The organism is Bacteroides salyersiae (assembly GCF_031172035.1).
GTDB classification, from domain to species: Bacteria; Bacteroidota; Bacteroidia; order Bacteroidales; family Bacteroidaceae; genus Bacteroides; species Bacteroides salyersiae.
Genome location: NZ_CP133452.1, coordinates 2,065,727 through 2,079,887, shown reverse-complemented (window position 1 = coordinate 2,079,887; position 14,161 = coordinate 2,065,727). Strand labels below are relative to the sequence as shown.

The window sequence follows — 14,161 nt, the reverse complement described above, 5'->3', positions numbered from 1 at the left end:
TATTTATAAAAACCTATCAAAAAAATCCACCTTATGGCTTCACTCTATCATCTCTATCTATCCTCATTTACTATATCCCGGATTCTGGTCATTAATAGAAATCATATCATTGGTGGTCAATTCCATTTGTGGAATAGGAATCAACTGATTACGTACCAGATAACTATTCCAATCCTCTTCTCCATCACTCGGATACCAATACTCTCTCCACGGAGCAGCATACCCATTTTCAAGGCCATAATGATAACAAGCAGAAGTTATATGGTGATTATTATTACGTTCAAGCAGTTTCTTGCGCCATTCAATACCTCTCCTTCTTGTGTCCGTAAACCCGTCAAACTCTGCTGCCAATTCGAAAAGACGTTCATGGAAAATATATTCCCTCACTGCCTCTTTCGACAAGCCGGCCGATAAATCTTTCGGATAAGTGGATGCCGGTTTCACCGAAGCACGTGCACGCGACAAAACCCTGTTTACCAAAGACACAGCAGTACCAGTATTCCCCAACTCATTCTCAACATCTGCCATCAGTAAAAGGAAATCAGCAAAACGATATACATATAGATTGTTATTAGCATAACGTCCGGAACAATCGTTAGTCATATACTTCCCAAAATAAGGCCAGTCATTGATGTTCCAATCAGACGGTCCTTTCGTCTTGCAATACGCTTCCTGTAACAAAGAATCCAGTTCTTCCACTTTCGGATTCGTCGGATCCTCATATCCGCCATTGATATAATCGATAGAATCTACCAATTCTCTGTGAGTTGTTACTACCGGCACCTTTATAGGAGGTCTTCCCGGCCTGACAATCGAATCTACCCAAACCGTATCATTAAAAGATTTCATCACATACGGATAAGCAGCCTGCCACTCGTCCGACGGCATTTTATTAACATACTTCACCCATTTAGAAATGAAAGTGACTTTCAAGCGTGGATCATCCTGATAAGTGCCATGCGCCCAGTCATAAAAAGATTTATTAGGTTGCGAACGTCCCCAAGTTTCCCCCTGAGAAGAGTTCTGAGGAGAAAATGTCCAATGTAGTGAATTGTATCCTACATTCTCTGTCGTATTTTTAGTAGCATCGATTACGAAGACAAATTCTTTAGAAAAGCTGAGACGTGTACCATTATATAAAGTATTAAAATCCGGTTCAAGGTCAAAATCACTTTTATCCAACACCAAGTCACCATATTCCTTCGCCTTCTTAAAATAAACAGTACTGGCCTGCATTTCCGGCCATGTTTGTTTCAGAATACCCGTAGCCCAATAGTCACCGTTTTCAGCAGCCCAGGCATTACATCCCATTACCCAATAAAGTTTTGCCAGATAAGCATATGCCGAGTATTTATTAGGAGCAGTAGGCTTATTACTTGCCAAAGAAGAAGTTTCATCCAAATCAACAGCAGCCTCTGTCCAATCCTTTATAATTTGGTCGATTGTCTGTTGCCGGGTAGCACGTGATATCGCCAAACTTTCCCGATCAGACGGTTCTAACCGTAAAGGTACTCCTCCATAAAAAGAATAAAGAACATAGTAACATACTCCCCGCATAAACTTAGCCTGGGCCACCATATTGGCTTTCGTACTCCAATCAGCACTTTCACTGTCTTCACATGCCTTTATAAAAATATTACAGTTCGCAATAGCCTGATAAAGCGCACCCCATACAAGATTATTAAATTCATTTTCAGTAGGAATAGCTCCTGCAGTATACTGGCAACGGTTATCGGAGGTATTATAAGAAGTCCAGCACAAGCCGGAAGCCTCGGTATTAATCTCAGGAAGCAATTGTGCAAAGGATCCTTGTACAGCCATCAGACCATAAATTCCGGTCAGAGCCATTTGTGCTGACTGTTCGTCACTGTATACCACTTTAGAATTTGTAGTATACTTCGGATCCTCGTCCAAACAAGACCCGAAAACAGCCAACATTAAAAACAGATAAATTATATTGATTCTTTTCATAATCAAACCAGAATATTAGAATGAAACATTAAGTCCAAAAATAAACGAACGGGTATGAGGCATAGAACTCGTATCGATACCCGGACGCGTTCCGTCAAAAGCGAAGCTGTTTACTTCAGGATCATAACCGGAGTAATTGGTTATTATAAACGCATTTTTCACTGATGCATAAATCCCAATGCTATTAAACCCAATCTTTGAAACCAGATTTTTCGGCAGATTGTATCCCAATGTAATGTCCGAACAACGCAGATAACTTCCATCCTCCACATATCTGTCCATTATGACCTTAGGAGTGACCGCACTTGGTGAAGGCATTTCATTTCCATGATATTCCCCTATCCACGGATTATCGTTTCTCCACATTTTTTCAAAAGAGCTTTTATAAATCATACTGGTGGAGTTAGACGGCAAGATAGAATAACGTGCATTCGTATTTAAAATATCATTCCCCTGTACACCGGTAAATGCCATAGAAAGTGATAAGTCTTTCCATCTGAAATCAGTCTGGAATCCATAAGTAAAGTCCGGATTCGGATCTCCCAGAATGACCCGATCTTTTTCATTAATAGCGCCGTCACCGTTCTGATCTACAAACTTCAAGTTACCGGCCTTTACCGTTCCTATAGATTTTGTCGCATCTATCTGTTTTATATAAGGATCATTCTCCTGAATAATTCCATCCGTCTGATAGCCATAAAACAAACCGGGAGCTTTTCCGGCAATAAATATATTCGCTTCACCGAAGTGATCACCCAAACTGTTTCCCATATAGGCCTTCCAATTTTGTCCGGTTCCCCATTCTTCCTCCGGTAATCCGAAATCCAGAATTTCAGGCCGATTGAAAGCTATATTACCGGAAAGCGACCAAGTAAAGTCCTTCGTACGAATAATATCTCCATGCAACGAAACCTCCAAACCGTTGTTACGCAAACTTCCCTGATTGATTGTCATTGATTTATAACCTGTTGAAGGTGGCAAGTCACGCTGTATCAGCAAATCTTTCGTCTTTTTGGAATATAAATCAACAGTACCTCCGATACGATCCTGAAAAAAGGAAAAGTCAACTCCGACATTATAAGAAACAGTTCGTTCCCATTTCAGTCCATCATTTTCCATTTTGTCTACTACAAGTCCTATCAATTTATCACCACTACCGGTTGCTCCTTGTGCCGGTTTTTCCGCCCCCTGCGGCGTATTTGTAAATTGCGTACCATAGCTTGAGAATGTGCTGTACGGGTCAATAGATTGAGAACCCGTTTCACCGTAACCGGCACGTAACTTTAATTGATTAATCCATGAATGGTCTTTTATGAACTCTTCCTGTTCCAGACGCCATGCAACTGTTGCGGCAGGGAAGTATGCCCATTGGTTACCTTTTTTAAACTTACTGGAACCATCACCACGAATAGATGCCGTCAGTAAATAGCGCCCTTGCAAAAAGCTCAAATTGGCACGTGCCAGAAAAGACAACAGTTGATAATCCCGTTGAGCCGGTTGTTTATATTCCACATTGCCGGCCATATGCATGCCATTTGAACGGAAACTATAATTATTAAAATCATTTCCGACAGTCAGTGTATTTAGCGAACGGTAGGTATCATACGTAATACCGGCCGTAGCATTAATATCTACAATGCCCTTTACCTCGTGATTAAACTGGAACACGTTCTCTACCGAATAGTTGCTACGGTTAAAATCCGACTGAGTAATATAACCGTTCTGTGCAGAACCGGTATAAAGCGTAATGTTGAACCAACGATCACGGTCTTGAATAGAGATATTACCACCGGCACGTAGGTTATAAGATAAAAACTTGAATATTTTCCAATTCAAATCCAATGATCCACGGAACGTTTTCTCAATAGTAGTGTCGTCATAGTCTTCCACCCATGTCCAAACCGTGGCCCGGTCGGCAAGATTCGGAGTCGTCAGTTCCATTTCTTCCTGTGATTTAACATAAGGCGCACTCGACAGAGCCACATTCGAGATAGAACCTGTAGCACCACCAGTCGTATTACCACCGGACATCATATCATTCTGTTTGATAGACCCATTCACAGAAATTGCCATTGTGATATTCTTGGCAAGCGTAGAATTCAAATTCAAGCGAAAGTCACCTTGTTTCAGGCCAGTGCCTTCCACTAATCCTTCAATATCCTTATAAGAAGCCGAAGCAAAATAAGTTGTTTTCTCAGAACCACCATTTAGTGTAACTGAATAATTCTGTGAGAAAGCAGTACTATATATCTCTTTCTGCCAATCTATCGGATTCAACAGCGTCCACTTCTCTTTCAACTTAGAGTTTTCACCATTTTTCCTGTACACACCGCCATCTTGTAAAAAGAACTGGAAAGCATCGTTCCATTCATTTTCGCCTGTTTCCTTATTTATCTTCCATAAGTTCCAATCCCCGTTGTCATCCTTTTTATAACCTCCACCATATACCAAACGATATTGAGCATATTCCTCAAGACTCATCAAATCCAGCAAATTGGCAGCATTAGCAACCGTAAAGTTAGCCGATACTCCCACAGTCGTCTTTCCCGACTTACCTTTCTTGGTAGTAATCAAGATAACCCCGTTCGCACCACGAGAACCATAAATTGCAGTAGCCGAAGCGTCTTTCAACACTTCGATACTTTCAATATCGGCCGGATTCAAAGAGCTCAATGCATTGGTTGCAATGGTAAAAGTACCGTCATTACCGGAATTTGCAAATTCCCCAGTAGAAGCTTGGGGAATATTATCGATAACATACAAAGGCTGGTTATCTCCACGCAATGAATTGGCACCACGAATCGTTACCGACGAAGCAGCACCCGGAGCATCGATAGAAGCTCCGATCGAAAGCCCGGCAATCTTACCTTGCAGCATGTTATCGATAGAAGCTATTTTACCAACTTCCTTTTCATCGGGACGATAGGAAGAAACGGCACCCGTCAAGTCACTTTTCTTCATAGTACCATAGCCTACCACTACCACCTCATCCAACATCTCACTGTCATCTTTCAGAACAACGTCAATAGTGCGTTGCTTACCCACGGTTATTTCCTGCGTAGACATACCGATGAAACTATAAACCAGTACCGATTTTTCGGATGGAACAGATATGCTGTAGTTACCATCCACATCAGTGATAGTGCCATTTGTAGAACCTTTCAGTAGTACATTGGCTCCCGGCATTCCAAAGCCGTCTTCTGCTTTCACTGTTCCTTTCACCATTATCTGTGAAAAAGCCAAAGCAGGAAGAAATAACAAACAAAACAACGCTAAGATGCGTCCCTGTGTTTTTCTTTCCATAATATTAAGATTTAATTAATATGTATTTTTTGTGTGTAATTTCCATTATGGGTACGTACTTGTATCAAATAAGTCCCCTTTGTCAAAGATAACGGAATTACATTTGTAACGGCATTCAGACACTCCTGCATTACAACCTTACCATCTATTGTACAAATCTCACAGAAAGCATTTCCTGCATCCTCTTCTACGGAAAGAGTTAAAGTTATCTGATTACCGGATGGACTGAGATAAAATGAAAATGTTTCAGTTTGACCTTTCTTTTCCATATTCTGTATTCCTACCGGTCCCAAATCCACATTCGTAATCAATGTATCCACATTGGATGCAAGTACATCATTTTGTGCACATATCAAACTCTTATAATCACTGACAGGTTGATCATTCCCCATATCAAAGTACATTGTTCCACGACAATCTTTTTCTATAATAAACTCTTGCTTACGTTTCGTTTGATTCACCCCATTATAATACTTGACAATACCATCACAATCCCATGAATTCAAAGCCGGATCAAAATTACTATCATTCATTCCGTATTTTTCAAACAGATCTTTATAGCCTTCCTCGCCATTATTAACGAGCAATACTCCATAAGACATCAAAATCTTATCTTTAGGAAATCCGTAATTTATAAACCAATTGTAGGCTTCCGGATAATACTCCCAATAATAAGTCTCTTTATTAGGCCCATAGAGTTGGAAGGTAAAGAAATCAACATCATTTATCATTGCTTTATCAAATCCACTATAAGACACTTTATGCAATGAACAAGAAAATGTTTTTGTATCTCTATGACCTGCCATGACTTCGTCAATCAGACGTTTTACGACGTGGTTATAGATAGTCCAATCAGACGAACTGTACATCCATTCCAAATCAACATCCAAACCATCACAATATGTCAATAGCTTTTTTGCATCATTAATCATATTATCCAGATATTCCTCTTTATTCAAAACACCCCATTTCCATTTTTCTCCATCCGGATAAATAATACCCATACGAATTTTCATACCACGATGTCCGGCATAATAATTACGGATAAATTCGATCATACCAATATAGCTCTGAGAATCCTTACCTATATTTTCAGGGTCATCCCCTTTCCAATAGGCATTTAAGAAAATATTATTCCAACTTCCGATATTCCATTGATAACCGTTTTCAGCATCATTCTTCGCCGATCCGGAACGGTCACTTCCCCAAACCATAACCTCATCCAGTTTTCCATCCAGATTATCTCCTAACGTTATTGTGCTATTTGCAAATACCGGTACCACTTTTATTGTCATATCTTTACCACTAAGTTCTACGGTTTTACTGGAAATCTTATCATGTATTACATAATCAACACTTATAAAAATCGGATTGAATCTACGACCTGTTATTTCTCCTTCGGATGGTTTAAAACAAACACTCAAATAATGCCATTTTCCAACTTCCACTTGATTCTTCAGAGTAGCTATAGTTCCGCAAAAATCAACAACAATCTCTTTATTAGTCTCTTGTCCCAATTTAATAATCATACAATTATCTTCGTCCTGATAATTAGAAAATATTCCAGCACCTTCTACCCATTTATCAATATAAATCCAACCCGAGACAGTGGCAACGTTAGGAGTACCACAACCAAATCGTTCAGTTGGATCAAAAGGTGCACGACCATCTTCTGCTACCATCTTAGACCCTATTCCATGAAAATCCATCACTCCCTTATGTCCCTCAAATTCGTCCAAATAAGATACATTTACAGGAACGGCAGAGTTATCCGGGTATTCTGGAAACAAAGATCCGTCTTGCTGTACTTTAGCAGAAAGCAGAATCAAATCATTGGTCATTAGAAACATATCCCGATTAATATTACCCCGGTCTGTAAAACGCATCAGATTCGTATATCCGGTCACGATACGATAGCGCATCACAGCATTATCTTCAACAACCACGCGCTGTAAATTATTAATAATTCCATGATGAGCAAATTGGTAATCAACTAAATTCTCACATTGTTCCTGATCGCATTTCCAATAAGAGACCAATGTATCATAATTAGGATTAAACTTATTCAACGTATTGTTCCAAAAAAAGTCTTTCTGTTCCAATGCTTTCTTCCAAACACGTATTTCATCTATTTGCCCTTTAAAGTTCTTACCAATATAACAAGTATGCACTGCATCCGGTAAAATTGCCGGTAATGTGCCTGTTGTCTCTTTCAGTTCATTATTTACATATAACTTTACTGTACCATTATCGTATACCATGGTCAATTGCGACCAGGTATTCAGTGCAATTTCCGGAGTACAAGTAACAGAAGAAGTCCCGGCTTTTACAATCAGCGACCGGTTTTCTCCCAATTCCATAATCAGATTACTTTGATTATAAAGCTGAGCACCTTTCACCCATTCTACTGGTTTAATCCATATTTGCACGGTAGCTTCCGCCAGTCCGTTCAACTCATTTATAATGGTTGACGTTTGAACAAAACCAGTGCCATCATTATTTATCGCATAATTGGTTGTTTGCGAAAAAGAGTTTAAAAAGAAGCATCCCAAAATGCATGCTAACATAACTTTTTTTAAAACCATACTAATCAATTTAGATCATTAAATACATGATTAACAAAAAAAGAAACGAATCTTGACCCCTGCTATGAAGTTGTAAAGATTCGCTTCTTAAATTTCTCAAAATTACAACACTATTTTTCTACAACTTTCTCCGATCTTAACAATATAAACTCCCTTTTGAGCTACAGGAATTGTTGTTACACTTGAAATAGGAGATTTGAAGGAAACCAATTTTCCTGAAACTGAATAAACCTGAATAGGAGATTTTGCATCTACCACCGTAATTTCACCGTTAGATGCCCAAACAACAGCGTTCTGGTCAGCTATCTTATAGCTTATTCCGGTTGGAGAATCATTCCACTCCACATCTTCTATTTTCCCCGGAACATACTTATTATCAATTGTTTCTATTTTCTCCAGTTTTATATCACTAAATAATACAATCGCATTTTCAATACCACTACCTAACCACATCTTTATTACCAAAGGCAACTCTTTATAGTTAGGATCTGTATTATCTGCAATAGTTATATCCATGGTAGCAGTACTCCAATAGTCATTAAAGTCAGCATAGAAAGGTAGTTCCAATTCGCGATAAGTCCCGTTAGCCAAATCAGTACCATTATCTATTCCATCATAAGCAGAAGTAGCCAAAGTCAATTTCATTGCATTATTCCCTGAATTTGCAATAACCCGATATCCCATAGAAACACGGTAATTTGCTGCCAAAGGAATATCTGTATTTGAAAGCCAGAACATAGTAGCATTAGGCATTGCCTTGCTATTCTTTACAGCTCTGGGGTCAGACATAGTAGAAGCACTACCTTGATAGCAGAACAAATTGCCTAACTCACCACCATCTACAATCTGACATGCTTTATAAAACTCTTCAAACACAGCTTTATCTGCATCAGTTACATTAGCATACAAATCACTTCCCGGTCCTGTCACATCACCACCCACAGCGCATGCCAACCCGATAGAACCATCTAAGGCGTCTCCTAAACGGAAAGGAGCTTTACAGTTCCAGTTCGTAGAAGCCATTTCTTTAATGAATAATCCTGCTGCGCTACCCTGCTGTTGCTTACTAAATGTCCATGCAGCAGGAGCATAATTCTGAGCTGTTGCACCTAACGAAAAAAGACAAACAGTTGAAACCAAAAGTAAACTTCTTTTCATAATAATAAAATTAAAGTTAATAAATAAAACATTGATGTAACATCAATCAAATTATCATATTATATAATAATTCGATTTTTATTGGTGCAAACATAGATGATTAAATACAAATTAATGTTCAAAAACGGCTGTTTGTTATTCCAAAAATGTACCAAACAACGCATGTATAGGAGTTTTGAACGATTTTTGAAAATATATGATTGATTTTGAAAACAGCCCGGTTTAACAACTCATGATATCAAGACAAATGAATATATACACATATAAAGTAAAGGATATACAGTATCCATTACATATATTTGCAATTATTTATGTAGTATGCTTTCTGTTCGTCTCTTTTGTCTTCAAATGCGTGTTAGAATAATAGGACATCAACGCAAAATCACATAAAATATTCGTTTTTTGAAGCATTATTATATTTAACTTGAATTCGATATAAGATTAAAATTATCTTTCTTAGAAATAAAATTTTGCACAATCTTTCTTTTATATTGATTCGTAATATCCCACTATGTTCATCTACTCCAAGCATCACTTTTGTAACAACAAATCCGTTTCTACCGACTTTAGCGGTCTCTTCTCTGGTAATCCTAAACACCTAGTACTTGAAACAACTTCAAACATAATAAACAATTTTAAACACCGGAGACAATAAAGTACACCGTCTATTTATACTTATTTAAATCACAATTAAAATTACAGAAACTTGGTAATAGAGAATGATTACAATAAAATAAAGCGCTATAACAATACCACCATAACATACTCATATTCAATAATTAAACAAGTAAATTTATTACTATTTCAAAAGTATACACTTAAGCTTGTGTTAATAACGTTTCTTTATACAATAACAGTATATACTTTTGCATGATAAAAGTATATATTATTGTATTCATTAATTTTATAGTTAAAGAAATAGATTAACAATGTTAATAACTACCCCCCGTTATCTTTGCTTCAAAAAGACATTATTTTCCCATACCCTTTGTTTATCTGTCACATTTGTTTTAATTTTGTCTACACTAATCAAAAAAACGATTATGAAAAACTATGGAAACGTACTAACCAGTTTATGCCGGTTTGTCGGATGTGTTCTATTGATGCAATGCTCCGTTTCTTCCTTACACGCTTTTCCTGATTATTATTTCAAACAACTATCCCTACAAGAAGGGCTATCACAGACAACGGTCAACTGCGTACTCAAGGATTACAAAGGAATCATCTGGATTGGTACTCAAATGGGATTGAATCGTTTTGATCAGTATGAACTTAAAAATTACTTTTATGATTCATATTCTCCTAATTCATTACCAGACAATGATATCTGCTTTCTAAAAGAAGACTCCCTGCTCAATCTATGGATAGGTACTCAGGAAGGATTGGCAATTTACAACCGGGGAGAAGATAATTTCACTTTGATCTATCATAACAATGCCCCTGTACAAGCAAAGACCGCTTGTCTGCTGACGGACGGAATATTATTTGCAGGAACAGGACTGTGGATATACAGCTATGCCGATCGCCAATTGCACAGTCTCCCCATTATTAATAAAGGCAAAGCAATTAATGACTATTTTAAATATATCAAACCTTGGAAAAAAAATACGTATGTGGTAGGCACCCAATGGAAAGGTGTTTATCTCTACCACACAGACAGCCACCAATTAACCCCTTTCACCTCTTGCAAAAAACAACATATAAGTTCTTATTTTATTGACAAACAAAAAAACTTATGGTTATCACCTTATGGTGAAGGTATGATATGTTATGATGTAAACGGCCAAGAAATCGCCCGCTATTCCACACAAAATTCCGATTTGTGCAATGACATTATACTTGACATGCTCATTTACAAAGACGAACTGTGGATAGCTACCGACGGAGGTGGCATTGCGCGTTTAAATCTCGCAGACCGTACCTTTCGCACCATCGAACAGCAAAGCGGAAACAACAACTCACTGCCCAGCAATTCAATAAAAAGCCTGTATGTGGATCATTCACAAAACCTATGGGCCGGTACCATCCGAAACGGACTGTTGAATATTCGCGAAGTATACATGCACACCTTTCAAGATGTACCTTTAAACAACCTTTATGGTCTGAGTAATAAAATAACCTTATGCTTGTATGAGGAAGACGGTTTTATGTATATCGGGACAGATGGCGGAGGTATCAACCGGCTAAACCAAATTGAAAATATATTTAAGCATTACCCCTCATGCAGCAAAGAGAAAGTAGTATCGATAGCAGGATATAATTCAGAAGAACTGATCGCCTCCTTTTATGGGAAAGGACTCTATTTCTTCAACAAAAGAACAGGCCTCTGCCGTCCGTGCAACTTTATAAGCCCGAATCTCAGAGAGCAAATCAATTCCATGGGAATAGCTATCAACATATATCAATTTTCTCCCGGAAAATATTACATACTGGCAGAACAAGTATATATTTATGACCTGAAAACAGCCCGGCTTACCCCTGTACAGATGACACAAATACGCAAAGATACAGACACTCCAATCAGTAATCTTAAAGTTATTGCCTCAAACGACTCCATCACCTACCTTTATGGAGTTAAAAATATTTTTTGTCTGAACAACCGCACCCAAACACTGTCACCGATTTATTATTCCGATTTCAATATCACTATCAACTGTGTCTGCTGCGATTCGCAAGGAGATTTCTGGATAGCAACCAATCGCGGGTTACTAAGATACAACCGTCACAATAAATCTGCTGAAAAAATCGAGACGTCTCTGTTCAGTGAAGCCAGAACAACCGTTTATGATCCTACAGACCGAATTTGGATCGGTGCCCGAAACATGCTGTTCGCTTATTCCATATCGGATAAACGATTTACCATCTTTGACGAAAACGACGGGGCTTTAGCCAATGAATATATGTATACCAACGTTCCCATATCACAATCGGGAGACATTTACCAATGCGGAGTAAACGGCTTATTGCGTATTTGCAAAAATTACCCGTTTAAAGACGGTAATATTCCCACCATAAAATTAATGGATATAGAACTGAATGGAGCAACCATCACCAATCAAGTCTCAGCAACAGGCAAATTGACCATTCCCTATCATTACACCTCACTTATCATCAAACTGATAAGAAATGAAGAGGATGTATTTCGACGGAGAATATACCGGTTTCACATTTCCGGTTTGGCACGCGATATCGAATCGTATGCTCCTTCTCTGGCTCTCTATTCACTATCTCCCGGTCATTATGAAGTATCCGTTTCGTGCAGTAACAGAGATGGTAGCTGGACAGAAATGACACCTATATTAAATCTGGAAATCCCCACTCCATGGTGGCAAAGTCCTTATCTGAAACTGGCACTGATTATTCTCTTTATCATTATCTGCATAGGTTATGTGACTTATTACAACCGGAAAAAAGAGCGTAAACTGCAATGGGAGCTGAAAGAACACAAGCAAAATATGAATGAAGAAAAAATACGTTTCCTCATCAATATGAGCCATGAGTTGAGAACACCCCTTATGCTTATATATGCACCGCTCAAACGTCTGCTTAATAAAGAGGCAATAACCGACAATAAACTAAAAGAACAACTGGAAAGTATCTGCCGGCAAGTCAGACGTATGAAAAATCTGATTGAAATGGTACTTGATGTACGTCGCATAGAAATGGGGCAGAAAGTATTACATCTTTCCACTTGTACGTTCAACAATTGGTTGGAAGAAATCGCCGGGAGTTTCACAAATGAATATGCCAACAAGAATGTACGTCTCCTATATAATTTTGACAACCGTATTAAAGAATGGACATTTGATACCAGCAAATGTGAAATGATAGTATCCAATCTATTAGCAAATGCATTAAAATTCACTCCGGAAGGAAATTCCGTGACATTAACAACGCAAAAAGAAAAGGGAAACATACGTATTTCCGTCATCGATGAAGGTATCGGACTGGACGAAGAAGACATAAAACAGCTTTTTGTACGCTTCTATCAGGGAAAAGACTCAAAAGAAGGAAGCGGCATCGGGCTATCCTATGTGAAAGTACTGGTGGAACTGCAAGGAGGAAAGATCGAAGCCTATAATAATGAGAAAACAGGGGCCACTTTCTGCTTCGAATTGCCCGAAAGAGAAGATAAAAAAAATCCTTCTGAACAGTCCGTCAATATATCACTCAACGATGTGCTCCGTTTTTCCGACAGAGAAAGACAAGAACAAAAACCATCCCAAGAGGAAGAGAATTTCGACACACGCAACTATTCAATACTAATAGTAGAAGATAATATTGAACTGTCCAACTTTCTCAAAGAGGCCTTGAAGGAGCACTTCCAAAAAGTATATACAGCCAACAACGGAGAAGATGCATTCAACATTGCCACACAAAAATTACCCGATATCATTGTCAGCGATATCATGATGCAACAAGGCGATGGTCTGGAACTATGTCAACAAATAAAAAGGCAAGAAAAAACCTGTTTCATTCCCGTGGTGCTACTCACTGCGCGAACGGACATGGAAAGTACAGCATCCGGCTATAAATCGGGAGCTGATATCTATCTTACCAAACCTTTTGAAGTAGATGAATTAATAGTTATAGTACGCAATTTATTGAAAAATCGTAAGATATTACAAAAACACTATCGTAACTATGTGAGTAGTATATCCTCCTATCCAAATATAGAAGAAGAACCGAGTAATGCGGACGAAAGATTTCTCTTCAAACTAAATAATATTATCATAGAGAATCTAAGCAACAACCAATTGGATGTAGATTTTATAGCAGACAAAATGGGCATGTCGCGAACCACGCTCTACAACAGAGTAAAAGCAGTAAATTATGTGGGTATCAACGACTGCATCAATAATTTCCGTATAGAAAAAGCCCTTCAAATGCTACGTGAAACAGATTGCAATATGCTCGAAATATCAGAAGCGGTAGGGTTTAGCAGCCAACGTTATTTTAGCACATTCTTCAAAAAAATGGTAGGTTGTACCCCATCTAAATACAGAGAAGAGAATCAGAAACAGGAGTTAGAAGCAGGAAGTTAAAAGTTAGGAGTCGGAAGTTAGGAGTTGGGAGTTAGAATAAGAAAATAGCGAAAGGCATCCTCTACTTACTACTTGACTACTGGCTACTAACTACTATAT

The 14,161-nt window shown here is 38.3% G+C and carries 5 protein-coding genes; 1 reads left to right on the top strand and 4 read right to left on the bottom strand.

Translation table 11 applies throughout. The annotated features are described in order from the left end of the window. Positions 1 to 63: 63 nt before the first annotated feature. From RB604_RS07630 to RB604_RS07615, 4 genes are all read right to left on the bottom strand, one after another. On the bottom strand, positions 64 to 1,971 hold the full coding sequence (locus RB604_RS07630; protein ID WP_005926039.1) for a RagB/SusD family nutrient uptake outer membrane protein: 1,908 nt from the start codon (positions 1,969 to 1,971) through the stop codon (positions 64 to 66). 15 nt (positions 1,972 to 1,986) lie between these two features. Further along, complete coding sequence (locus tag RB604_RS07625; protein ID WP_005926043.1) at positions 1,987 to 5,274, bottom strand: SusC/RagA family TonB-linked outer membrane protein; 3,288 nt, start codon at positions 5,272 to 5,274, stop codon at positions 1,987 to 1,989. Between the two features lie 11 nt (positions 5,275 to 5,285). Then, the gene (locus tag RB604_RS07620; RefSeq protein WP_309009416.1) at positions 5,286 to 7,841 is read right to left on the bottom strand and encodes a LamG-like jellyroll fold domain-containing protein; all 2,556 of its coding nucleotides are present in this window, start codon (positions 7,839 to 7,841) and stop codon (positions 5,286 to 5,288) included. Between the two features lie 120 nt (positions 7,842 to 7,961). Beyond that, a complete protein-coding gene (locus tag RB604_RS07615; protein WP_044093560.1) occupies positions 7,962 to 9,017 on the bottom strand; it encodes a T9SS type A sorting domain-containing protein in 1,056 nt (351 codons plus the stop codon). A gap of 1,043 nt (positions 9,018 to 10,060) precedes the next feature. On the opposite strand from RB604_RS07615, the gene RB604_RS07610 reads away from it, so the two are divergent. Then, the gene (locus RB604_RS07610; RefSeq protein ID WP_229103555.1) at positions 10,061 to 14,062 is read left to right on the top strand and encodes a hybrid sensor histidine kinase/response regulator transcription factor; all 4,002 of its coding nucleotides are present in this window, start codon (positions 10,061 to 10,063) and stop codon (positions 14,060 to 14,062) included. Positions 14,063 to 14,161 lie beyond the last annotated feature (99 nt).